Annotated in this window: 24 protein-coding genes; 8 read left to right on the top strand and 16 right to left on the bottom strand. The window is 66.5% G+C overall.

Features of this window, described 5'->3' with window-relative positions; genetic code table 11:
• Nucleotides 1–44: 44 nt before the first annotated feature.
• Nucleotides 45–1,268 carry an AI-2E family transporter gene (locus tag QOC76_RS10055; RefSeq protein ID WP_526356703.1) on the top strand — a complete coding sequence of 408 codons (1,224 nt, stop codon included), beginning with the start codon at nt 45–47 and terminating at the stop codon, nt 1,266–1,268.
• Here QOC76_RS10055 and QOC76_RS10050 read toward each other — a convergent pair.
• Nucleotides 1,249–2,076, bottom strand: coding sequence for a dienelactone hydrolase family protein (locus tag QOC76_RS10050; protein ID WP_526356684.1), 828 nt, complete (start codon nt 2,074–2,076; stop codon nt 1,249–1,251). The genes QOC76_RS10055 and QOC76_RS10050 overlap by 20 nt on opposite strands.
• An 8-nt stretch (nt 2,077–2,084) precedes the next feature.
• Nucleotides 2,085–2,717 carry a DUF4245 family protein gene (locus QOC76_RS10045; protein ID WP_526356683.1) on the bottom strand — a complete coding sequence of 211 codons (633 nt, stop codon included), beginning with the start codon at nt 2,715–2,717 and terminating at the stop codon, nt 2,085–2,087.
• Between the two features lie 126 nt (nt 2,718–2,843).
• On the opposite strand from QOC76_RS10045, the gene glpX reads away from it, so the two are divergent.
• The gene (gene glpX / locus QOC76_RS10040; protein WP_526356682.1) at nt 2,844–3,872 is read left to right on the top strand and encodes a class II fructose-bisphosphatase; all 1,029 of its coding nucleotides are present in this window, start codon (nt 2,844–2,846) and stop codon (nt 3,870–3,872) included.
• A gap of 24 nt (nt 3,873–3,896) precedes the next feature.
• On the top strand, nt 3,897–5,315 hold the full coding sequence (locus QOC76_RS10035) for a class II fumarate hydratase (RefSeq protein ID WP_526356681.1): 1,419 nt from the start codon (nt 3,897–3,899) through the stop codon (nt 5,313–5,315).
• Here the strand turns inward: QOC76_RS10035 and QOC76_RS10030 are convergent.
• The 5 genes from QOC76_RS10030 to QOC76_RS10010 form a co-directional block, all read right to left on the bottom strand.
• Entirely contained in the window at nt 5,312–6,193 is an 882-nt protein-coding gene (locus QOC76_RS10030) for a polysaccharide deacetylase family protein (RefSeq protein WP_526356680.1), read from the bottom strand. The two genes, QOC76_RS10035 and QOC76_RS10030, sit on opposite strands and share 4 nt — an antisense overlap.
• A gap of 83 nt (nt 6,194–6,276) precedes the next feature.
• On the bottom strand, nt 6,277–7,590 hold the full coding sequence (gene phoH2 / locus QOC76_RS10025) for an RNA 5'-3' helicase PhoH2 (RefSeq protein ID WP_526356679.1): 1,314 nt from the start codon (nt 7,588–7,590) through the stop codon (nt 6,277–6,279).
• Nucleotides 7,591–7,838: 248 nt separating this feature from the next.
• Nucleotides 7,839–8,666 (bottom strand): acyl-ACP desaturase, encoded by an 828-nt coding sequence (locus QOC76_RS10020; RefSeq protein ID WP_526356678.1) that lies wholly within the window; start codon nt 8,664–8,666, stop codon nt 7,839–7,841.
• Between the two features lie 58 nt (nt 8,667–8,724).
• Entirely contained in the window at nt 8,725–10,203 is a 1,479-nt protein-coding gene (locus QOC76_RS10015; RefSeq protein ID WP_526356677.1) for a glycine hydroxymethyltransferase, read from the bottom strand.
• Nucleotides 10,204–10,292: 89 nt separating this feature from the next.
• Nucleotides 10,293–11,513: a DUF885 domain-containing protein gene (locus QOC76_RS10010; RefSeq protein WP_526356676.1), complete on the bottom strand. Its 1,221-nt coding sequence runs from the start codon at nt 11,511–11,513 to the stop codon at nt 10,293–10,295.
• A gap of 30 nt (nt 11,514–11,543) precedes the next feature.
• Between QOC76_RS10010 and coaA the strand changes: the two genes are divergently transcribed.
• A complete protein-coding gene (gene coaA / locus QOC76_RS10005) occupies nt 11,544–12,482 on the top strand; it encodes a type I pantothenate kinase (protein ID WP_526356675.1) in 939 nt (312 codons plus the stop codon).
• A gap of 73 nt (nt 12,483–12,555) precedes the next feature.
• Here coaA and QOC76_RS10000 read toward each other — a convergent pair whose 3' ends face one another.
• The 4 genes from QOC76_RS10000 to QOC76_RS09985 form a co-directional block, all read right to left on the bottom strand.
• On the bottom strand, nt 12,556–12,966 hold the full coding sequence (locus QOC76_RS10000; protein WP_526356674.1) for a hypothetical protein: 411 nt from the start codon (nt 12,964–12,966) through the stop codon (nt 12,556–12,558).
• Nucleotides 12,967–13,057: 91 nt separating this feature from the next.
• Nucleotides 13,058–13,495, bottom strand: coding sequence for a hypothetical protein (locus tag QOC76_RS09995; RefSeq protein WP_526356673.1), 438 nt, complete (start codon nt 13,493–13,495; stop codon nt 13,058–13,060).
• An 81-nt stretch (nt 13,496–13,576) separates the two neighbouring features.
• On the bottom strand, nt 13,577–14,932 hold the full coding sequence (locus tag QOC76_RS09990) for a hypothetical protein (RefSeq protein ID WP_526356672.1): 1,356 nt from the start codon (nt 14,930–14,932) through the stop codon (nt 13,577–13,579).
• Between the two features lie 31 nt (nt 14,933–14,963).
• Nucleotides 14,964–15,752 carry a (2Z,6E)-farnesyl diphosphate synthase gene (locus QOC76_RS09985; RefSeq protein WP_526356671.1) on the bottom strand — a complete coding sequence of 263 codons (789 nt, stop codon included), beginning with the start codon at nt 15,750–15,752 and terminating at the stop codon, nt 14,964–14,966.
• A gap of 54 nt (nt 15,753–15,806) precedes the next feature.
• On the opposite strand from QOC76_RS09985, the gene trhA reads away from it, so the two are divergent.
• Nucleotides 15,807–16,553 carry a PAQR family membrane homeostasis protein TrhA gene (gene trhA, locus QOC76_RS09980; RefSeq protein ID WP_526356670.1) on the top strand — a complete coding sequence of 249 codons (747 nt, stop codon included), beginning with the start codon at nt 15,807–15,809 and terminating at the stop codon, nt 16,551–16,553.
• 58 nt (nt 16,554–16,611) lie between these two features.
• Here the strand turns inward: trhA and QOC76_RS09975 are convergent, their stop codons facing one another.
• From QOC76_RS09975 to mca, 4 genes are read right to left on the bottom strand one after another with little or no spacing between them, the layout of a single operon-like run.
• Complete coding sequence (locus QOC76_RS09975; protein ID WP_526356669.1) at nt 16,612–16,983, bottom strand: nuclear transport factor 2 family protein; 372 nt, start codon at nt 16,981–16,983, stop codon at nt 16,612–16,614.
• A 10-nt stretch (nt 16,984–16,993) separates the two neighbouring features.
• Nucleotides 16,994–19,006: a thioredoxin domain-containing protein gene (locus tag QOC76_RS09970; RefSeq protein WP_526356668.1), complete on the bottom strand. Its 2,013-nt coding sequence runs from the start codon at nt 19,004–19,006 to the stop codon at nt 16,994–16,996.
• A complete protein-coding gene (locus QOC76_RS09965; RefSeq protein ID WP_526356667.1) occupies nt 19,006–19,317 on the bottom strand; it encodes a hypothetical protein in 312 nt (103 codons plus the stop codon). Before QOC76_RS09965 ends, QOC76_RS09970 begins: the two co-directional genes overlap by 1 nt.
• Nucleotides 19,310–20,185 (bottom strand): mycothiol conjugate amidase Mca, encoded by an 876-nt coding sequence (mca, locus tag QOC76_RS09960; protein WP_526356702.1) that lies wholly within the window; start codon nt 20,183–20,185, stop codon nt 19,310–19,312. The genes QOC76_RS09965 and mca overlap by 8 nt, the downstream gene beginning before the upstream one ends.
• Nucleotides 20,186–20,284: 99 nt before the next feature.
• Between mca and QOC76_RS09955 the strand changes: the two genes are divergently transcribed.
• The 3 genes from QOC76_RS09955 to QOC76_RS09945 all read left to right on the top strand — a co-directional run bounded on the left by QOC76_RS09955 (nt 20,285) and on the right by QOC76_RS09945 (nt 22,136).
• The gene (locus QOC76_RS09955) at nt 20,285–20,707 is read left to right on the top strand and encodes a DUF4307 domain-containing protein (RefSeq protein WP_526356666.1); all 423 of its coding nucleotides are present in this window, start codon (nt 20,285–20,287) and stop codon (nt 20,705–20,707) included.
• Nucleotides 20,708–20,941: 234 nt separating this feature from the next.
• The gene (gene greA / locus QOC76_RS09950) at nt 20,942–21,436 is read left to right on the top strand and encodes a transcription elongation factor GreA (RefSeq protein ID WP_526356665.1); all 495 of its coding nucleotides are present in this window, start codon (nt 20,942–20,944) and stop codon (nt 21,434–21,436) included.
• A 37-nt stretch (nt 21,437–21,473) separates the two neighbouring features.
• Nucleotides 21,474–22,136: a GPP34 family phosphoprotein gene (locus QOC76_RS09945; protein ID WP_526356664.1), complete on the top strand. Its 663-nt coding sequence runs from the start codon at nt 21,474–21,476 to the stop codon at nt 22,134–22,136.
• Here the strand turns inward: QOC76_RS09945 and QOC76_RS09940 are convergent.
• Nucleotides 22,128–23,282: a cystathionine gamma-synthase gene (locus QOC76_RS09940; RefSeq protein ID WP_526356663.1), complete on the bottom strand. Its 1,155-nt coding sequence runs from the start codon at nt 23,280–23,282 to the stop codon at nt 22,128–22,130. The genes QOC76_RS09945 and QOC76_RS09940 overlap by 9 nt on opposite strands.
• Between the last annotated feature and the right edge of the window lie 15 nt (nt 23,283–23,297).

The raw sequence follows: 23,297 nt of genomic DNA, 5'->3' as shown, positions 1-23,297 counted from the left end.
GACGGCCGGACCGCGCCCATGGTTACGGTATGCGGGTGCCCGCGATGGAGACCGAGTTCACGCTGACACAGCGGCGTGCGTTGGCGGTCGCGACGGTCATCGCAATCCTGTTCGGTGCCTACTTCCTGCGCACGTACTTCATCCTCATCGTGGTCGCCGCAGTGGTCGCCTATCTCTTCAGCCCGCTGTACGACCGGCTCAACAAGCGGTTGGGGACGGGACTGTCGGCGACGGTCACCCTGCTGGCTGCCTTTGCGAGCGTGATCGTGCCGGTCGGCCTGATCGGGCTGATCGCCGTCGTCCAGATCAGCGAGATGGTCAAGAGCGTCGCCGAGTGGGTCGAGCGCACCGACATGTCCACGCTCGGCGACAAGACGTTGAAACTCGTCAACGAACTGCTCTCGCGGGTGCCGTTCGCCGACATCACGGTGACTCCGGAGATGATCCGCAAGGCGATCACGGCCGTCGGCCAAAACGGTGGGCAGTGGCTGCTGCACACGCTTCAGGGCGCCGCCGGAGGCCTCATCGGGGGGATCACCGCGGCGATCCTGTTCCTCTACGTCTTCATCTCGCTGCTGACCAACAAAGATGCCGTGCAGCGGTTGATCCGCCAGCTCAACCCGCTCGGCGAGGAGGTCACCGACCTCTACCTCGCCAAGATGGGCGCGATGGTGAACGGCACCGTCAGAGGACAATTCATCATCGCCGTCTGCCAGGGTGTCGCGGGCGCTATCTCGATCTACATCGGCGGCTTCCACGACGGGTTCTTCATCTTCGCCATAATTCTGAGCGCGCTGTCGGTCATCCCGCTCGGCAGCGGTGTCATCACGATTCCCTTCGGCATCGGAATGATGCTGTTCGGCAATGTGTTCGGCGGTATCTTCGTGATCCTGTTCCACCTCATCGTGGTGACCAACATCGACAACTTCCTCCGGCCGATCCTGGTACCGCGGGAGGCCCGCCTCGACTCTGCGCTGATGCTGCTGTCGGTGTTCGCCGGCATCGGAATGTTCGGCGCGTTCGGCATCGTCATCGGACCTGTCCTGATGATCGTGATCGTCACAACGATCAGCGTCTATCTGGCGGTGTACAAGGGCGTTCCACTCGAACAGCACGATGACGACGACACCGAGAAGTCCAAGCGGAAGAAGCGCTCATTGCGGCGCTTGACGCGCAGGGCCAGACGAGCAGAACCCGAGGCCCCCGATCCCGACGATGCGAAATCCCAGCCGGACGCGAAAGACGCCGCTAAACCAGACGCTCCGTGAGGAATTCGACGACGCGTTTGCGCGCCTCGTAGGCGGGATGGCCGTGCTGCTCGCGCACCTCGAGCGTGAGCACCGAGTGAGCCATCTTGCCGAAGTCGTGCCCGTTGCCCTTCTTCGAGCTGATCTCGATGACTTCGAACGCGTCGCCAAGCCGGGCCTTCAGAGTCTTGAACCGCTCGCTGGGCGACAGCCGGTCCTCACTGAAACGCAGACCCAGCGCACACAGCCCCTCATCGGCGGCACGCCGCTCGACGACTTTCAGTTCCTCCTCGGAGAGCCCGGGATCGCGACGATGCTTCGCCGTCAACCCGATCGGCAACGACGGCTGGCTCAGCACCGGCGCGATCACGCTGTCGTCCACGGCAGCCGCCAGCGCGAACCCGCCGCTCCAGCACTCGCCGATCACCCCGACGCCTTTACCCGGCGTCTTCTCGTTGAGATCGCGGGCCAGCGCCCGCAGATAGTGCGCCACCGGCCGGTCCGCGTTCGTCGCGAACGCCGCGAATTCCTTTGCCACGCAACCGCGCAGCATCACCGGCACGGCACCGGGCCGAAGTGCCGCAGCACCCGGCGTGCCGTACAGCGATGGAGATGCGACAGTAAAACCGTTGTCCACCAAGTGATTGCCCAACGCCAGCACGTTCGGAGTCAGGCCTGGCATTTCCGGGATCAGCACCACGCCGGGCCCGTCGCCCTTGCGGTACACGTCGTGCGTGTAGCCGGCGGCGGTGAACGGCGCGGCCGTCCATCCGGTCAGATCGGCTTCCGGAGCCGCCAGGCCGGCGACGTTGGGGTCCTGCGCGGTCATGGCGGCTCCTATTTCGCGGGCAGTGGCGGCTGCTTTTGGACCGCCGCCGCCAGCGTACGGTACTCATCGGTACCACCGGCACCCTTGATCGCGATCTGCGCCACTCCGGTCGGGCCGTTCAACCGCGCCGTCCACAGCGGTTCGGCGGTGCCGCCGCCTTCGTATGACACCCATCGCACGCCGTCGACGTTCTGCGTTCCGGTCGGCACCATGTCGGGGTCGATAGAGCCGACCAGCTTCTCCTCGTCGGCGTTGCTCTGGGTCAAGGACATGTACATCCCGGTCGGCGTCAGATAGCCGACGGTCGAAGACACCGCGCGGGCAGGCTGCCCGGACGGATCGGTGCGGCCCGCATCGATGCCTGTGCGACTACCGGAGTTGGAATGCCAGCCCTCGGGCAGCACAGGCACCCGGATGGGCATGCGGAGCGCGTCGGCGTCGGCCTGCAATGCCGCCGGTGCGTCGTAGTCGGGCGCCGGTCTCGGACCTGGGCCGCCCGGCGCGAAAGAGCACATCCCCAGCACGGCCGCGAGCACGATGCATGCCGCGACCAGCGGCGCGAGAGACCAGAACATGTCGCGGCCGTCCTGCAGCAACCGAGGCTTCGCGGGTCTGGGAGCGGGTTCCGGCTCTGGGGTCACAAGAGCCAGTATCCCAGCTCCCACAGGCGGACCGATGAATGGAAGAATCGCTGCCATGAGCACCCGAAGGCGAGCGCGAGCGGGGATCGCAGCGAAGCGAGGATCGAAACGAGCGGGAGCCGAGGCATGAGTCCAGCCCGGGGAGAAGCCCCCGACCGCAACCTCGCCCTCGAGCTCGTTCGGGTCACCGAGGCGGGCGCGATGGCAGCAGGCCGCTGGGTCGGCCGCGGCGATAAAGAGGGTGGTGACGGCGCCGCCGTCGACGCGATGCGCGAGCTGGTCAACACGGTGTCGATGCGCGGCGTCGTGGTGATCGGCGAGGGCGAGAAGGACAATGCGCCGATGCTCTACAACGGCGAGGAGGTCGGCAACGGCGACGGGCCGGATTGCGATTTCGCTGTCGACCCGATCGACGGCACCACGCTGATGAGCAAGGGCCTGCCCAATGCCATCTCCGTGCTGGCCGTCGCGGAACGCGGCGCGATGTTCGATCCGTCGGCGGTCTTCTACATGAACAAGATCGCGGTCGGACCCGAGGCCGTTGACGCCATCGACATCACCGCGCCCATCGGAGAGAACATCCGCCAGGTCGCCAAAGCCAAGCATCTGTCGGTGTCGGACATGACCGTGTGCATCCTCGACCGGCCGCGGCACGAGCAGTTGATGGCTGAAGTCCGAGAGGCCGGCGCCAGGATTCGGCTCATCACCGACGGCGACGTTGCGGGTGCGATCTCCGCCTGCCGGCCGAACTCGGGCACGGACCTGCTCGCCGGTATCGGCGGCACACCGGAAGGCATCATCACCGCGGCCGCGATTCGGTGCATGGGCGGCGCCATCCAGGGTCAGCTGGCCCCGAAGGACGACGAAGAGCGAGAGAAGGCCATCGACGCCGGATATGACCTCGCGCAGATTCTTTCCACCGAGGACCTGGTCTCCGGCGAGAACGTCTTCTTCTGCGCGACCGGCGTCACCGACGGCGACCTGCTCAAGGGTGTCCAGTATTACGGCGGCGGCTGCACCACCCAGTCGATCGTCATGCGCAGCAAGTCGGGCACGGTGCGGATGATCGAGGCGTACCACCGGCTGTCGAAGCTCAACGAGTACTCCGCTATCGATTTCACCGGCGACAGCAACGCTTTCCAGCCACTGCCGTAAATCACCACACCAAGAAGGGCACACATGAGCGCCGACAGCGCCGTCGACACTGAGTACCGCATCGAACACGACACCATGGGCGAGGTCCGGGTGCCGATCAACGCGCTGTGGCGCGCGCAGACGCAACGAGCGGTGGAGAACTTCCCGATTTCGGGACGGGGCCTGGAGCGCACGCAGATCCGCGCGCTCGGTCTACTCAAAGGCGCCTGCGCACAGGTCAACAAGGATCTCGGGCTGCTCGCACCGGACAGGGCGGATGCGATCATCGCCGCCGCCGCGGAGATCGCCGACGGTCGCCACGACGACCAGTTCCCGATCGACGTGTTCCAAACCGGCTCTGGCACAAGCTCGAACATGAACACCAACGAGGTGATCGCAGGCATCGCTGCGCAGGACGGCGTTTCGGTGCACCCCAACGACGACGTGAACATGTCGCAGTCGTCCAACGACACGTTCCCGACGGCGACGCACATCGCGGCGACGGAAGCCGCTGTGCGGCATCTGATTCCGGCGCTCGAGGTGCTGCATGAGTCGCTGGCGGGTAAGGCCCGGCAGTGGCGCGACGTGGTGAAGTCGGGTCGCACGCATTTGATGGATGCGGTGCCGGTGACGTTGGGCCAGGAGTTCAGCGGCTACGCGCGCCAGGTCGAGGCGGGCATCGAACGCGTCAAGGCCACGCTGCCGCGCCTGGGCGAGTTGGCCATCGGCGGTACCGCCGTCGGCACCGGCCTCAACGCGCCCGACGACTTCGACGAGCGAGTGGTCGCCGTACTGAAGGAGCAAACCGGTCTGGCCGAGTTGCGCGTCGCGACAAACCATTTCGAGGCTCAGGCGGCGCGTGACGGACTGGTCGAAGCGTCCGGCGCACTGCGCACCATCGCTGTATCGCTGACCAAGATCGCCAACGACATCCGGTGGATGGGGTCGGGCCCGCTGACCGGTCTCGGCGAGATCCAGCTGCCGGACCTGCAGCCGGGCAGCTCGATCATGCCCGGCAAGGTCAATCCCGTGCTCCCCGAGGCCGTCACCCAAGTGGCCGCGCAGGTGATCGGCAACGACGCCGCGATCGTATGGGGCGGCGGCAGCGGCGCATTCGAGCTCAACGTGTACATCCCGATGATGGCCCGCAATGTGCTGGAGTCGTTCAAGATCCTGACGAACGTCTCGAGGCTGTTCGCCGACCGCTGCGTCGACGGCCTGGTGGCCAACGAGGAGCGGCTGCGCGAGCTCGCCGAGTCCTCGCCGTCGATCGTGACCCCGCTGAACTCCGCGATCGGATACGAGGAAGCGGCGGCGGTGGCCAAGCAGGCGCTCAAGGAAAAGAAGACGATCCGCCAGACGGTCATCGATCGCGGGCTCATCGGCGACAAGCTGTCCGAGGACGAGCTGGACAAACGGCTCGACGTGCTGGCGATGGCGAAGGTGAAACCCGGCGACGCTTAGGTGCCGTTGTTCGGTCCGCCGGAGTTGGCGCCGGGGATGTCGGTGATCGGGAAGTTCGGCATCGGCGCCGGCGACGGCGTGTTGGGCAGCGACGGGATCTCTTCGACCGCGATGTCGTGCAGGTCGTTGGCGGGCGGGCCGTTGTCGCGGGCCCCGTAGCTACTGCCGGGTTCACGCGTACCGAGCATCTGACTGACCGTCACCAGGTGGTAGCCGTTGGCCTTCAGCACGGGAATGAACTGGTACACCAAATCGACTGTGCTGGAGTAGGTGTCGTGGAACAACACCACCGATCCCGGCTTGATCTGAGTCATCAGCATGTAGCGGGTCGCCGCGATGTTGGCGTCGTTGATCCAGTCGAAGGGGATGACGTCCCAGTTGATGTCGGCCAAGCCCTGCTTCCTGGCCTCCGCGAGCACCTGGTCGTTGACCAGTCCGCCTGCGGTGCGCACCAGTTTCGGTCGCTGGCCGGTCGCCGCCTCGATGGCGTCGCCGGCCCTGCTGAACTGAGCTGGGACGTCCTGCGCCGGGATCGCGGTCATGTTGGGGTGTTCCCAGGTATGGTTGCCGATCTCCATGCCGGCCTCGGCGATGCGCTTGGCACCATCGGGATTCGCGGCGACCTTGTTGCCGATCAGGAAGAACGTCGCCTTCGCGTTGTCGTCCTCGAGGATCTGCAGCAGTCGGTCGGTGTAGGGCCCCGGCCCGTCGTCGAACGTCAATGCCACGCATTTCACCGCAGCGCAGTCGACGTCATCGGGGGTTTCACGCTTGGCGTGGCCGGTGAGCAACGCGAACACGACCACGGCGACGGCGGCGACCACGCCGACGACCATCAGGCCGTACTGCCAGGCCCGGTTATCGCGTCGCTTCTGCACGGCCGCAGCTTACCGGCGGTGGCTGAGTGATTTCGGCGCGGTCCCGTGCGCTGAGCATCGATGAGCGCGCCGAAATCGCCCGATCAGGGCAGTGCGTCGGGGCTGATTTCCTCGAGCATGTCGGTCACCAGCGCGGCGATCGGCGAGCGCTCGCTGCGCAGCAGCGTGATGTGGGCAAAAAGCGGGTGGCCCTTGAGTTTCTCGATCACCGCCGCGACACCGTCATGCCTGCCCACACGCAGGTTGTCGCGCTGCGCGACGTCGTGGGTGAGCACCACCCGCGAGCCCGCACCGAGCCGGGACAACACCGTCAACAGCACGTTGCGCTCCAGCGATTGCGCCTCGTCGACGATCACGAACGAGTCATGCAGTGAGCGTCCGCGAATGTGCGTCAGCGGCAGCACCTCGAGCATGCCGCGGGCGAGCACCTCTTCGAGCACCGCGGGGCTCGCCAGTCCCTCGAGGGTATCGAACACGGCCTGCGCCCACGGGCCCATCTTCTCGCTCTCGCTACCGGGCAGGTAACCGAGATCCTGGCCACCGACCGCATACAACGGGCGGAAGACGACGACCTTGCGCTGGGTGCGCCGTTCGAGCACCGCTTCCAGACCCGCACACAGTGCCAGCGCAGACTTGCCGGTGCCCGCCTTGCCGCCGAGGGAGACGATGCCGACGGACTCGTCGAGCAGCAGATCCAGCGCGACCCGCTGTTCGGCGGAGCGGCCGCGCAATCCGAACGTTTCACGATCGCCGCGCACCAGCTGCACCCGCTTGTCGGGGTTGACCCGGCCGAGCGCGTGCGAGTTCGCACCGAGCAACCGGATTCCGGTGTGGCACGGCAGATCTCGTGCATCCTCCAGATCGATCTCACCGTCTGCGAAGAGTTGGTCGATCACCTCTGACGACACGTCGATCTCGTCCATTCCCGTCCAGCCCGACGTGACGACGTCCTGAGCGTGGTATTCGTCGGCGGACAGGCCGACCGCACCGGCTTTGACGCGCAGCGGAATGTCCTTGCTCACCAGCGTGACCAGCTTGCCCTCGGCGGCCAGATTCGCCGCGCAGGTCAGGATCCGCGAGTCGTTGCTGTCGGTCCGGAAGCCCGCGGGCAGGACGGACGGGTCACTGTGGTTCAGCTCGACGTGCAGCGTCCCGCCCTGCGTACCGACGGGAATCGGTTGATCGAGCCGACCGTGCTCTAGCCTGAGGTCGTCGAACAGGCGCAGCGCCTGCCGGGCGAACCAACCTAGCTCATGATGATGGCGTTTAGCCTCCAGCTCGCTGATGACTACCAGCGGGACGACCACTTCGTGCTCGGCGAATCGCGTACAGGCCCAGGGGTCGGACAGCAGCACCGATGTGTCGAGAACGTAGGTCCGGATGGAGGAATCGGTCACGTAGCGCTCCTTGAGCAATCGGCCGACTCCTCAACGGCACAGGGCCGCATCGTCGTCGACCGGAGCCCGCGCGGCCCCGCACGAACCTCTCGGCGGACACTGCGGAACCAGGGCCGGGGCCGGCCCTTTCGAGTCGAGTCGATCGGTACCGCCCGGACAGCAGAGCATGTCGCTAGCCATCGCAAACGACGCTACTCCCGAGACGGCAAGCGTGACGCGCAGGCGCGCCGGATTAACCGGCCAGCAACTTAGGCGTTGACCAACCGACGCAATTGCGGTTCGTCGACCAGACCCCACGCGGTGATCCGGTCGGAGATCACCTGGCGCAGCGTGGCTTCGTCGAAAATGCCCGCGTCCGCGACGACCTTCACCTTGTCCTGGTAGGCGTCGATGTCGGCGCCGATAACCTCGAGGTCGGCGGCGAGGCGCGCGATCGCCTCGATGGTCTCCTCGCGCCTGGATCCCAGGAGATGCGCGACAAGGTTTCCGAAGAACTCCTCGTGGCGCTCCTCGTCCTTGGCGATCCGGCCCATCAGGCTCTCGAGCACGGGCTCGGCGATCTGCGCTTCGAGGTTGCGGCAGTAGACCGCATAGGCGCGCTCGTAGAACGCCATGAACACCAGGCGCTCGACCTGGCTGTAGGTGTCCGCACGGTAGCCCTTCATCACGTGCTCGACGCGGACGTCCTCGTTGGCGGCCGGATCGATCTCGCGGGTCACCACGAGGTAGTTGCGCAACGCGATCGCGTGCAGATGCTCCTCGGCGGTCCACCGGCCGAGCCAGCGACCCCACTTGTCCTCCAGCAGGAAGCTGAAGACGAACTCGCGGTGGTAGCCGGCGAGGTTGTCCTTCTGGATGAGCAGGATTTCGAGCGCATCGGTGACGTGCTTGGGCAGCGTGACCTGCGACGGCTCCCAGTCGCGTCCGCCCAGGAACGCGAAGTTCTCGCCCTGCTCGAAGGGCACGTAGTCGTGCGCGAACCAGATGTCCTCGCTGTCGAGATGCCGGTTCAGATTTTGTTCGACGACCGGCTCCAACTCGAGGATCAGCGCATTAGCTACAGGTTTCTGTGCCATAAAAGTAACCGTAACCCACATTCACACCTTCCCCGAAATCGGGTGAGCGTGTGTCGGACTACAGCGTCAGGCCCGGGTACAGCGGGTTGGCGGCCAGCAGCTCTGCGGCCGCCGCGTGCACGCGTTCGGCGGTGCCGTCGGCCAGTTTGTACTTGGCCTTGGAGACCCCAGTCGGGCCCGTCGAACTCGGCTCGGTGTTGGTCAGCACGTCGACGATCAGCTCGGCCACCCGGTCGAACTCGGCGGCCCCGAAACCACGCGTGGTCAGCGCCGGTGTGCCGAGCCGGATACCGCTGGTGTACCAGGCGCCGTTCGGGTCGTGCGGTATCGAGTTGCGGTTGGTGACGACACCGGAGTCCAGCAGCGCAGACTCGGCCTGTCGTCCCGTCACCCCGAAGGACTGCACGTCGAGCAGCACGAGGTGGTTGTCGGTGCCACCGGTGACCAGCGTCGCACCGCGCTTGAGGAGGCTTTCGGCGAGCGCCTTGGCGTTGTCGGCGACCCGTTGTGCGTAGCTCTGGAACGACGGCTGACGAGCCTCGGCGAGCGCGACGGCCTTGGCGGCCATGATGTGCGACAGCGGTCCGCCGAGGACCATCGGGCAACCCTTGTCGACGGCGTCGGCGTACTCCGGCGTGGCGAGTACGAGGCCGCCGCGCGGGCCTCGCAGCGACTTGTGTGTGGTGGTCGTCGTCACGTGGGCGTGCGGCACCGGATCCTCGTCGCCGGTGAACACCTTGCCTGCGACCAAGCCCGCAAAGTGCGCCATGTCCACCATCAGCGTCGCGCCGACCTCGTCGGCGATCTCGCGCAGCTTGGCGAAGTCGACCCGCCGCGGGTATGCCGAGTAACCGCCGACCAGGATCAGGGGCTTGAACTCGCGGGCGGCCTTGGCCAGGGAGTCGTAGTCCAGCAGGCCGGTCTGCGGGTCGGTGCCGTAGCTGCGCTGGTGGAACATCTTGCCGCTGATGTTGGGCCGGAAGCCGTGGGTGAGGTGCCCGCCGGCATCCAGGGACATGCCCATCAGCCGCTGATTTCCGAGCTTTACGCGCAGCTTCTCCCAGTCAGCCTCGGAGAGGTCGTTGACGTTCTTGACGCCGGCTTCGGCCAGGCCGGGCGTTTCCACCCTGGTGGCCAGGATCGCCCAGTACGCGACGAGGTTGGCGTCGATGCCGGAGTGTGGCTGGACGTAGGCGTGTGGCGATCCGAACAACTGCTCGGCGTGCTCGGCGGCGACCGTCTCGACGGTGTCGACGTTCTGGCAGCCGGCGTAGAAGCGGTGCCCGATGGTGCCCTCGGCGTACTTGTCCGAGAGCCAGGTGCCCATGGTCAGCAGCACGGCGGGCGAGGCATAGTTCTCGCTGGCGATCAGCTTGAGCGAATCCCTTTGATCGGCAAGCTCTTTGCGCGTCGCTGCGGCGATGCGCGGCTCGACCGATTCGATGATCTGCAGGATGTCGCGGTATGCGGCGCTGGCCGTCTCGGCATATTCGGCGCCAGGAGCGGGGGCGGTGGTGGTGACGGGGTCGGCAGCCATGCCTGTCAGCCTACGTCCCCCGAGAAACGCGTCGACCGGGCGGTTTCGGACGCCTGACCGGCGTGTCGCAGACGAATCAGCACATCCAGTCAGGCGGCGCGCAGGGCCGACGGGATCAGCGGCTCGTCCAGCAGCCTGCCGAACCGCTCGGTGAGGCTGACACCGGCCGGCCGGTCGTCCAGCCACGCCCGCAGCAGCCGGTAGCCCTCGACGTAGGTGCTGGTGTAGGCCCGCCACAGCGGCGACGACAGGAACCGCAGCGACTGCCTGGCTCGCTCGTCGTTGACCAGCAGCCAGCGCCGCAGGAACGCCACCACGTCGTCGACGTCGCGGTGTTCGTCGTGCAGCATCAGTGCGGCGTCCTGCCTGACATCGGCCAGCGCCGCCGTCGCCTCGGACACCGCCTCCGCCCGTTCCCCGTCGAAGCGAAGGCCCAGATCCGCGTAGATCTCGCCGGCCCACGCTCCCCACTTCGGACCGATCGCGACATCGAGCGCCAGGTCGGCGAGCCCCTCGGCCATCAGACACTGCGGAGTGTTGACCAGGAACAGCGTCTGTTCGGCGTGCCCTCGCTTGGCCACCAACCCGGCCTCCTTGCGGCAGTGCTCGGTGTGATGGCCCGGATACGACTCATGGGCCACCAAGCGCGGGAGGTTGGACATCTGCTGGCGCAGATCGGCGTTCACCGCGACCGTCGAGCGGTAGTCGCCGAGGTAGTAGTTGAATCCCGACCACGGCTTGTCGGTCACCACCTCGTAATCGATGGTCTCGCGCTCAGGCAGCGGGAACTCGGCGCGAACCCGGTCGCGCAGCGCGCTCGAGAACGCATGGATGCATTCTTCGAGCCGTTCCGGCGGGATCTCCTCGGCGCTGCGGTAGGCAGCCATCCGCTCGTCCAGTGGACCCGTGCCGCCGAGCGCCTCGTCCAGGCGGGCGTGCGCCTCGCGGTAGCGGTCGGGATCGCCCTTGCTGATCTGCACGTCGAAATAGGCGTCGACCTCGTCGACGAAACCGACGGACTGCCCGGCGAATTTCTTTCCGGCACAGGCCAGCGCGCGCAGATGGGCGCCGATGTAGTCGGCGCGTGCGTCATCGAATGCCGACGAGCCGTTCGTGCGCGGCACGCCTGCCAGCTCGGCGAACAGCCGGTCCGCCTGCCGGGCCAGGTCAGCGGGGTCGGGCGCAGGCTCCGACGCGACGGCCTCGCGCAGCGCGGGGTCGCCGGTGAAGGAGTCGACGTAGCCTTCTTCGATCCGGTCGAACCGCAGGCCGAGCAGCAGATATTCGCGGATCAGGGTGCCGGGGTCCATAACGACCACGCTAACTGCAAGACTGACGACATGCCGCGGCTGAGCGAGCCGAGCCCCTACGTGGAGTTCGACCGGAGTCAATGGCGTGCGCTGCGCATGTCGACGCCGCTGAAGCTGGCCGAGGAAGAGCTGATCAAGCTGCGTGGTCTCGGTGAGAAGGTCGACCTGCTCGAGGTCGAAGAGGTCTACCTGCCGCTCGCCCGGTTGATCCATCTGCAGGTTGCGGCACGCCAGCGGCTGTTCTCCGCCACCTCGGAGTTCCTCGGTGAACCTCACCAGAACCCGGACCGGCCCGTGCCATTCATCATCGGGGTCGCGGGCAGCGTTGCGGTCGGTAAGTCGACCACCGCGCGTGTGCTGCAGGCGCTGTTGGCCCGATGGGAGCACCATCCTCGGGTCGACCTCGTCACCACCGACGGCTTCCTGTACCCGAACGGGGAACTCACCCGTCGGAACCTGATGCACCGTAAGGGTTTTCCGGAGAGCTACGACCGCAGGGCGCTGATGCGGTTCGTCACCGCGGTGAAGTCGGGCTCCGAATACGCCTGTGCGCCGGTGTATTCGCACCTGCTCTACGACATCGTCCCCCACGAGAAGCAGGTGATTCGACATCCTGACATTCTCATCTTGGAGGGACTCAACGTGCTGCAAACCGGTCCGGCGCTGATGGTTTCGGACCTGTTCGACTTCTCGGTCTACGTCGACGCGCGTATCGAGGACATCGAGGGTTGGTACATCTCCCGGTTCCTGTCGATGCGCGCCGGCGCGTTCGCCGACCCCGCCTCGCATTTTCACCACTACTCCACCCTGACCGACGATCAGGCGGTCTTCGCGGCGAGCGACATCTGGAATTCCATCAACCGGCCGAACCTGATCGACAACATCCTGCCGACGCGTCCGCGCGCGACGCTCGTGCTGCGCAAGGATGCCGACCACTCCATCAACCGGTTGCGTCTGCGCAAGCTCTAGAGACGCGAGCAGACACAAACTCGCATCAAATCTCGGCGATTTGTGCGAGTTTGCGTCTGCTCGGCAGTGAACGTCAGCGCTTGATGCGTCGCACGCCTTGGTACTGCAGTTCGGCGAACACCAGCGTGTAGACACCGGTGGCGAGCGTCAGCACCACACCGGTGGTGGTCAGGGGGAACACATCCGCAAGCACAAGGGCCACACTGGCGACCGTGTACAACAGGTTGCCGACTGCCAGCACCATGCCCGTGCGGCGGACCGAAGGCCTGGCGGCGAGCGCAAGGACCACCAGTCCGTAGGCGATGAAGAATGCGCTCATCGAATACTCGAACGCCTTGGTGGTGCCCGACGTCTCGGCCAGCCAGCCCGCGAGCGGTATGCCTGCGATACCGGCGAGGCCGGACAGGATCGCGTCGGCGCGTATCGCGAAGCGAAGCAGTGAGTCGTTCGACTCCTTCAGCCGGGGGGTGCTGATCGCGGTCATGATTTTCCTTTCTTGGTGGGTTTCCTTGGACCGGAGCCGGAGTCGACGCCGCAACCTCTAACGGATCGACTCCGGCCCAGCCATGAGGGAGTCACGCCAGACGGCGCACTCCGAGGTATTGGGCGTAGGCGAAGGCCAACGTGACGACGGTGAAGGCGATCGTCGAGGCCACGCCGAGCGCCGTGAGCGGCAACCAGCCCGCGGTCAGCACCACGACGACCAGGACGGCGAACGCGACGTTGCCGGCGAACACACCGACGCCGACGCGTCGCACATGCCGGATGCCGGCCGCGACATACAGCGCGGCGCCGTAGCCGACGAGCGCCGCACCCGCGATCCATTCCGATGTGGCGGACAGACCCGAGAGCCGCGACAACGGGTCGGCGGCCATGGCGACGAACAATCCGAGCGCCCCGCACAGAGTGGCGTCGGCGCGCAGTGCGAAACGCAACAGTGAGTCACCTGTTGCCGCACCGGCGGCGACATCGGATCGAGCGTCCCGGGCGGGCCGGGTGGTGATGGCGGTCATGGCACCGATGTTGCCCGCCAACGCACTGCCAGATCGACGCCAGACGCTGCCAGCTACTGCCAACCGCAGGTAGAAGCGGTGTTATGCGTCTTGTGCGATGACGACGTTGCCGCGCAGATCGGCGGCGATGAGCCGGGCGGCGGCGTTCTGCCAGTTGTGCAGCGACCGCTGCGGCACCTCGGTGACGAACCACTGCCAGGCCTGCCGGGCAACGGGATCGAGGCCGGCGGCGGTGGCGTTCTGCGCGTAGGCCCGCACGCCGACGACATACGGGAAATACAGCGCGTTGTAATGCCGCCACTGCTCGGTGGTGCCGAAGTCGCCGCCGTCGCGAGGCTTGAGCCGGGCGATGCGGTCGGCCAGCAGGGCCCTGAGTTCGTTGGCCCGTTCCAATGGCTGGTCGGGTGCGCCGCGGGCGGCCATCCGCTCGTCGATGATCGGCAATGCGGTCAGCGGGCTGGCGACGAGCTTGGACAGGTCACCATAGTGGCCGAGCGCGCGGCGGGTGAGCCGGACGAAGCTCTCGTCGCCGATGTCGGAGAGCGGATTCGCCGACCGCAGCGGCAATGCGGCCTCGGTGCGGCGCAGCGTCGCGCGGTCGGCGCGCAGGCCCGGCGAGCGGGAGAACGCCAGCCGGTCGAGCAGGCCGGCCAGCGGATCGGCCAGCACGTTGATCGAGACCGCGATCGCGATGCTGGTGAACAGCAGGACGGTCAGCGCCGTCTGCTCACCCGTCAACGCCATACCGACCAGCGCCTGCCCACCGAACAGCACGACCACGACGCCGGTGGCGACGAACGAACGCAGCATGTCGCCGCGCAGCGCCTGGCCTTCGTCGAACGCGTCCCACATCGCGACGGCGACGCCGAGCAGGACGACGTCGCACCCGGTGGACGCGAGTGCGAGCCAGCTGGGCACGAGGCCGAGCGGGATGACGAGTATCGCGTTTCCGAGCGCGAAGAAAAGCGTGGCGACGACGATGTAGCCGACGACCGGTCTCGGCTGCCACGGCCCGAACACCGCTCGCAGCATCGCGCCGAGCGACGACAGCGAGATGACGGCGAACATCACCCAGTGGCCCATCCGCAGCGGACCGTCGACGGTGCCCGCCATCGCGGCGCCGAAGAACACCAGTGCGGCCACACCCGCGATGAGCGCGATCTCACCCGCCCTGCTGCGCGCGGTGTCGTGCGGCCGGGACAACTCGAGCAGCACCGCGAACCAGGCGATGCCGGGCACCGCGACCAGATAGATCTCGATGCTGCTGAGCGCATGAAGACCGCTGACGACCCGCACGGCGTCGAGAGCGACCACCGCCGCGAAGCTCGTCAGACCAGCGGCGGCCAGCACGAGCACCGGTTTGCGCGGATCACGGGCCAGCAGATACAGGCCCAACCACCAGCTGAGCGAGAAGACCAACGCCGACAGCGCCGCCATGGCTCAAGTGTGGCATGCCGCTGGGGAACCTTCAGCGGCCGTACCGGCGGTGCCGTGCGGTGTAATCGCGAAGCGCACGCAGGAAATCCACCCGCCGGAATTCCGGCCAGTAGGCCTCCGTGAACCACATCTCCGAATACGCGCTCTGCCACAGCAGGAATCCGGACAGCCGCTGCTCCCCCGACGTGCGGATCACCAGATCCGGATCGGGCTGACCCGAGGTGTACAGGTTCTCCGAGATCGCGTCGGCGGTGACCGCCTCGATCAACTGCTCGCCGCTCGCGCCGTTGGCGACCTCCTTGCCGAGCAGCGCCCGCACCGCGCCGACGATCTCCTGCCGCCCGCCGTAGCCGACGGCGACGTTCACATGAAAGCCGCCGTGGCCGTTGGTCGATTCCACGGCGTCGCGCAGCCGCCGCGCCGGCTCCTCGCCGAGCAGTTCGAGGTCGCCGACGGTTCGCACACTCCACCTGTTGGCGGGCGCACAGATCTCCTCCACCACGTCGGTGATGATGTCGATCAGCGACGACAGTTCCTCGGGTTCGCGCTGAAGGTTCTCCGTCGAAAGCAGATAGACGGTGGCCATCTCGATGCCGGCCTCCTGGCACCAGCGCATCATTTCTGCGATCTTCGTCGCACCCGCCCGATAGCCGTAACTCACGTCATCGTGACCAGCATCACGGGCCCATCGCCGGTTGCCGTCGCATAGCACCGCGATATGGCGGGGCAGTTCGGATTTCGACGCCGTGAGACCCTGCCGCAGCCGCATCTCGTAGAGCCGGTACATCGGCTCCTTGAGACGAGCGGGAATGATCTCCACGAAAATCCAGACTACTGTGGCGGTCGAGAATCACCGAGAGGCAATGGGGGTGACATGAGCGCCTCGATCGATACCGAAGAACCCGATCGCACACAGCGGGCAGGTGACGGCGCCGAGGACTTTCCCGAGGCCGTCGTCGACCGGGTTGCCCATGCCATCGGCAAGCCGAGGGCGCGGGGCTGGATCCATGTCTACGCGGCCGTCGTCGCACTCATCGCGGGCGCGGCGCTGGTGTCGGTGTCCTGGGCGATGGTCGGAACACGGGCCGGGCTCGCGACGCTCATCTACACGCTGACGATCGTGGCCATGTTCGCCGTCAGCGGCGCCTATCACCGGATCAACTGGAAGTCGGAGACGCTGCGCAAGTGGATGAAGCGCGCCGACCACTCGATGATCTTCATCTTCATCGCGGGCAGCTACACGCCGTTCGCCCTGTTGGCGTTGCCGTCCGAGAGCGGCATGGTGCTGCTCTGGATCGTCTGGAGCGGGGCGCTCGCCGGTGTTCTGCTCAAGATGTTCTGGCCGTCGGCGCCTCGCTGGGTGGGCGTGCCGCTCTACCTGCTGCTGGGGTGGGTGGCGGCGTGGTTCGTCGGCCCGATCCTCGATGGCGCCGGCGTGGCGGCGCTTGTCCTGCTGATCGTCGGCGGCGCGCTCTACAGCGTCGGGGGCGTCCTGTACGGCCTCAAGTGGCCCAACCCGTGGCCGGCGACGTTCGGCCATCACGAGTTCTTCCACGCCTGCACGGCGGTGGCGGCGATCTGCCACTACGTCGCGATGTGGTTCGCCGTTTTCAGCGGCTGACTGACTGTGATTTCGGCGCGCTCGCGTGCGCTCAGCGTCGATTAACGCGCCGAAATCGCTATGCGGGCTTGATGTTCTCCGGGCTCCAGTAGGCCTTCATCGAAGCGATCTTGCCGTCCTCGTTGAAGGTCATGGTGCTGATGATCTCGATGCGCACTCCGCCTTCGCCCAGATCGATGATGAGCACCCATGAGAACGCCGCCTCGTTGCCGAGGGTGCGCAGCGAGTCGAGTTCGGTCGACTTGTCCGTGTCGGGGATCTGCGAGTAGAAGCCGCGGATCGCCTGCCGCCCGATGTGCACCTCGCTGCCGACAGGATCCTCGACGGTTCCGTCATCGGCGTAGAGCTCGACGATGGCCTCGACATTGCCCTGCGCGGCGAGCTCGAGGTAGCGCTTGACGGTCTTGGCGTTGTCTTCGGGCGTCGACATGCGGCGAACGCTACACGGCCGCACCCAAAGCAGCTGCGAGATCCCCGGCGGTGGTGACCGGAAGGTCGCACACCCGTCCGCGGCACACGTAGGCGGCATCGGCGCCGTCGATGCGGTCGCGATCGATCAGCAGCTCCGAGGAGTTGGCGGCGCCGCCGACGACCACCGCACCGCCGGGCGCCAGCTCACGGGCGGCACGCAGCAGTGCCGAGTCGGAATCGTGTGTCGCGACGGCGATTTGGATGGGACCGCGTACCGCGGCCTCGGCGACGGCCAGCCAGTGGCCGCCCGATCGCGGCAACTTGGCCAGCACGGGTGTCGCCGTCGCCAACGACTCCGCCGCGGCCGTCGCGTACCGGTCTGCTCGGGGCGCGGGCACCAGATGGGCGGCCGTGAGCAACGCCTCGGCGATCGACGAGGCGCCCGACGGTGTCGCTCCGTCCAGCGGGTCGGCAGGCCGGACCAAGAGCCGCTCCGCGTCGTCTGCGGTGTCAAACCAACGGCCGGGGCGCTCGGGGTCGGCGAAGTGCTCAAGCGCGGTGTCGAGCAGTCCGGTGGCGGCGTCCAGCCACGCTGATTCGCCGGTGATCTGGTGCAATGTGAGAAGTCCGGTGGCCAGCGTCGCATGATCCTCCAGGATCGCGGCGCTGTCGCCGACGCGGCCGCCGAGGCTGGCGCGGCGCAGCCGACCGTCTGCGATGTGCAGACCGAGCAGCACCCGCGCGCATCGCATTGCGGCGTCGAGGAATTCGGGCTCGTCGAGTGCAACGCTCGCCTCGGCCAGCGCGGTGATGCCCCATCCGTTCCATGCCGTGACGACCTTGTCGTCGCGGCCTGGCTGCGGGCGGATCGACCGGGCGGCCAGTAGGGCGGTCCTCACCCGATCGAATCGCCCGGGGTCGTCGGGGTCCGCGGGCAGCTGCAGCACGGAGCTGCCGTGCTCGAAGGTGCCCGCTTCTGTCACGCCGAAAAGGGATGCGGCCCAAGGCCCATCGTCTCCACCGAGCACCTCGGTGAGCTGACCGGGCGTCCATGCGTAGGTCAGGCCTTCCACACCTGCCGCGTCCGCGTCGAGCGACGAGACGAACATTCCGTCGGCGCCAAGTTCGTCGATCATGAAGCGAGCGGTCTCGCGGGTTACTCTGCGCGCCAACTGGTTTCCGGTGCGCCGCGCCAAGTGCGCGTAGGCCCGCAGCAGCAGCGCATTGTCGTAGAGCATCTTCTCGAAGTGCGGCACCACCCAGGAGTCGTCGACGCTGTACCGGGCGAAGCCGCCTGCGATCTGGTCGTAGATGCCACCGCGGGCCATCGCGGCGGCGGTGCGTTCGACGGCCGTCAACGGCGCGGGCTCGCCCTTGCGTTCGTGGCTGCGCAGCAGCGCCTCCAGCAGCGCCGAGGGTGGAAACTTGGGCGCACCTCGAGAACCGGTTGAGAAGCCGCCTCGTTCAACATCCTCGTCGCCCAGCACGCCGGCGACGGCCTGGTCGCACAATGCGGGCTGCACCTCGGGTCCGCCGCCGGGTAGCCCGGACGCCATCGACCGCAGCTCACCGATGATCTGGTCGGAGGCCCGCTCGACCTCACCACGGCGGTTGCGCCAGGTGTCGCTGACGGCGGCGAGCAACTGCAGGAAGTTCGGTTTCGGGTAGTACGTGCCGCAGAAGAACGGCCTGCCGTCGGGGGTGAGGAAGCAGGTCATGGGCCAACCGCCCTGCCCGGTCAGCGCGACGGTGGCGTTCATGTAGACCGAGTCGATGTCGGGACGCTCTTCGCGGTCCACCTTGATGCACACGAAGTCCGCGTTCATAACGTCGGCCACCTCGTCGTCCTCGAACGACTCGTGGGCCATCACATGGCACCAGTGGCAGGCGGCGTAGCCGATCGACAGCAGGATCGGCACGTCCCGCTGCGCCGCCTCGGCCAGCGCGTCGGGCGCCCACTGACGCCAATGCACCGGGTTGTCGGCGTGCTGGCGCAGATAGGGGCTGGTGGCCTCGACGAGCCGATTGCCCGGAATCGCCATTACGGCGCTTTGCCGTCGGTATCCGATTCGACGGTTTCGCCGTCGGTGTCCGATTCGACGGCTTTGCCGTCGGTGTCCGATTCGACGGTTTCACCGTCGGCCACCCGATCAGGTGCCGGATTCCTGCCGTCGAAGGACTTCGGCAGCTGCTTGAGGTGCCGGTTCATCGAGCGCACCAGCAGGAAGGTACCGATCAGCAGCAGCACGACGATCAGCAGACCGAACGGGCTGGCCTTGCCGAAGTCCGGCCCGGTGTCCTTGGGCGCCTCGTCGGCCAGCAGGCCGGCGATTGTCACCAGGGTGTCAGTCATCGTCGGGCTCGATACCTGCGAATAGGTCGGTCTCCGGCAGGCTGACCGGAATCCGCGAACGTGCCAGCTCGAATTCCTCTGTGGGCCATAGTCGTTTCTGCCACTCCATTGGCGTGGTGAAGAAGAAACTCTTGGGATCGATTTGGGTGGCGTGCGCGAGCAAGGCTTCATCGCGCGTGGCGAAGTAATCCGAGCAATCGATCCGGGTGGTGACCCGTTTCATCAACAGATCGTCGTCGGAATCCCACTTCTCGAGCCACTTGGCAAAGGGCCCCTCTTGGCCGTGCTTGACGAATTCGTCTTGAAGCACCTGCATCCGCTGCCGCAGGAAGCCGTGGTTGTAGTACAGCTTGGAGACATTCCACGGTTCACCGGCGTCGGGAAATCGGCAGTAGTCGGCGGCGGCCTCATAGGCCGCGACAGATACCTGATGGCAGCGGACGTGGTCGGGGTGCGGATAGCCGCCGTGCTCGTCGTAGGTGGTCATCACATGCGGCTTGAACTCGCGAATCACCTTCACCAACGCTTCGGTCGGAAGCTCGAGCGGTTCGAGCGCGAAGCACCCGTCGGGCAGCGGCGGCATCGGGTCGCCTTCGGGCAGCCCCGAGTCGACGAAGCCGAGCCAGTGGTGCTCGACCCCGAGGATCTCGGCGGCCATGCGCATCTCGTCGCGACGGATCTCGGCCATCCGGCCGTGCACGTCGGGGAGGTCCATCGCAGGGTTGAGGATGTCACCGCGCTCGCCACCGGTAAGGGTCACCACCATCACCCGCGCGCCCTCGGCGGCGTAACGGGCCATGGTGGCTGCACCCTTGCTGGACTCGTCGTCCGGGTGGGCGTGCACCGCCATCAACCGCAGCTGCTTCAACTGGTTCCTCATCATGTCGACACGTTTCAACCATTTCGGTAGTCCTATAGTTCCAGTCCTAGTAGATGTAGCCGACCGATGGGGCACCGAAAACCCGACATGATTGATCGTCCAGCAGCCCGTTACGGGCGGCAGCGCATGTCGCGCCGGTCACGCCGCTGGTGGGCGATAGGCCTGACCGCGGTCGTGCTGGTGGCCGGGGTGGTCATCGCGATCGTGGCGTCGCAGCGGCTGGGCAGCGGCGATGTGCAGGGCGAACTGGGCGGATACCAGCTGGTCGATGGCGAGACGTTATCGGTGACGATCAAGGTCACCCGGGAAGACCCGTCGCGTCCAGTGGTCTGCATTGTCCGGGCCCGGTCCGTCGACGGCAGCGAGACCGGACGGCGGGAAGTGCTGGTGCCGCCGTCGTCGCAGGACACGGTCAATATCACCACCACCGTCAAGTCCACCCGGCCCCCGGCGGTCGGGGATGTCTACGGCTGCGGAACCGACGTGCCGGCCTATCTGATGGCGTCCTGATACCGGTGCCGGGCTGGTCAGGCAACCAACGGCGAACAGCGAATTCAAGAAAAGGTACTGACGTAGCGGTGGTAACATAGGGCGATACACGGTTCCTGCTGGGACCGTGTATTGCTGCTTTTGCGCGCTGATTAGGTGCTGGCCGATGTGGCAATACATACCTGGCTCCCAGCAGAAGAAATACATGGACTTCTCAGGCGAACAGCGCGAAGACGAAGACAGGAGCGCGACGATATGACCGACACTCAAGTCACCTGGCTGACCCAGGAGGCACATGACCGGCTGAAGGCAGAGCTCGACCAGCTCATCTCCAATCGGCCGATCATCGCCGCGGAGATCAACGACCGTCGCGAAGAGGGCGACCTGCGGGAGAACGGTGGCTATCACGCCGCGCGCGACGAGCAGGGCCAGCAGGAGGCCAGGATCCGCCAGTTACAGGAGCTGCTGAACAACGCGAAGGTCGGCGAGGCGCCCAAGCAGTCCGGTGTGGCGCTGCCCGGCTCGGTGGTGACCGTCTTCTACGGTGACGACAAGTCGGACAAGGAAACCTTCCTGATCGCCACCCGCCAGGAGGGTGTCAGCGACGGCAAGCTCGAGGTGTACTCGCCCGCTTCTCCGCTGGGCAGTGCCCTCATCGACGCCAAGGAAGGCGAGAGCCGCACCTACACGGTGCCCAACGGCAACACCGTCAAGGTGACGCTGGTCAAGGCCGAGCCGTACCACTCCTGACGGCACCGGGGCTGAGCCAGCACGTTAAAGTCCGTCCGTGGCGCAGATCGCCGAGGATTTGTTTTTACTGCTGTTGGACAACGCCGACTCGCAGCCCGGTCTCGACCGGTCCCGACGCAGTCGCGTGCTGTCGGGCGCTGTATTGCTGGACTTGGCCTTGTTGTGCCGCGTCAGGCCCACGGTGAACGGCGAACCCGTCCCGCCGGGCAAGTTGGTGGCGCTGGCGGGGCCGATGCCGCTGGATCCGGTCATGAACCCGGCGTTCGAATTGCTGGCGCGGCGGCCGCTGACTCCCGCGGCCGCGGTGTCCAAACTCAGCCGTCGAGTCCAGGACAACATCGCAGGCCACCTCGAGCACACCGGACAGATCCGGCGTGTTCAAGTGCAGAGCAAGCGATTCGGCCGTCCTGCGTCGTGGCCGGTGATCAACCGTGAACGGCTGGGACAGGCTCGCGCAGCGCTGTTGGCGGCCCTGTTCGACAGGGAACCACCGACACCGCCGACAGCGGCGATCGTGTCGCTGCTGCATGCCGTCGACGGCCTCGGCGCGCTGCTCAGCCTGAACGACCGCGGCTGGCGGTGGGTGCACATGCGCGCCAGCGAGATCGCCAGCGGTAGTTGGATCGACGAGTACGAGACGGGGCTGCCCGAAATGAACCTCGCAGTCACCGCATCGGCGATGCGCAGCGCGTTAACTTAGTGCGTGCTCCAGGTCGGCAAGCAGGTCAGCGGCGTCCTCGATGCCGACAGAAAGCCGAACCAGATCGGCCGGCACTTCCAGCTGCGAACCTGCCGTCGACGCGTGCGTCATCGCGCCAGGATGCTCGATCAGCGACTCCACCCCGCCGAGCGATTCTGCAAGGATGAAAACCTCTGTCCGCGAACAGAAGTCACGCGCAGCGTCGACTCCACCGCGCAGCCGTACCGACACCATGCCGCCGAAGCCCGTCATCTGCTTGGCGGCGATGACATGGCCGGGATGGCTCGGCAGGCCGGGATAGAGCACGGTCTCGATCGCGGGATGGTTCTCCAGGAACTCGGCGACCACTGCGGCGTTGTCGCTGTGCCGCTGCATGCGCAGTACCAGCGTCTTGAGCCCGCGCATGGTCAGATAAGCATCGAACGGGCCCGGCACCGCACCCGCGCCGTTCTGCAGGAATCCGAAAGCCTCGTCGAGTTGAGCGTCGCTGGTCAGCAGAGCCCCGCCGACGACGTCGGAATGCCCCCCGATGTACTTGGTCGTCGAGTGCAACACGATGTCTGCGCCCAGCAACAGAGGCTGCTGCAGCGCAGGCGAGGCAAACGTGTTGTCGACCAACACCTTTACGTTCGACGGGGCAGCGATACGGGCGATGGCGCCGATGTCGGCGATGGACAACAGCGGATTCGTCGGCGTCTCGACCACGATCAGTTTGGTCGCAGGTGTGATGGCGTCCCGAACGGCGTCGAGGTCGGACAGCGCCGCCGCCGTGTAGTCGATACCCCACTGCGTGAAGACCTTGTCGATGAGCCTGAAGGTGCCGCCATAGGCGTCGTCGGGCATCACGACGTGATCGCCGGGACGCAGCACCGCCCGCAACGCGCAGTCGGTTGCGGCCATCCCCGAGCTGAACGCGCGCCCGAAGGTCGCCTCCTCCACCGCGGCGAGCGATGCCTCCAGCGCTGCGCGGGTCGGATTGCCGGTGCGGGCGTACTCGAACCCGCCCCGCAGCCCGCCCACGCCGTCCTGGGCGAATGTCGAGCTGGCGTAGATCGGGGCGTTGACGGCGCCGGTCTGCGGGTCAGGCCGGAAACCCGCGTGGATGGCCTTGGTGGCCAGACCCTGCCACCTGCTGTTCTCACTCATCACCGCCCAGCGTAA

Origin of the sequence: Mycobacterium sp. (assembly GCF_032159565.1) — a bacterium.
In the GTDB taxonomy this organism is placed as follows: Bacteria; Actinomycetota; Actinomycetes; order Mycobacteriales; family Mycobacteriaceae; genus Mycobacterium.
The sequence above is the reverse complement of the archived record's forward strand: the minus strand, read 5'-3'. Positions and strand labels throughout refer to the sequence as shown.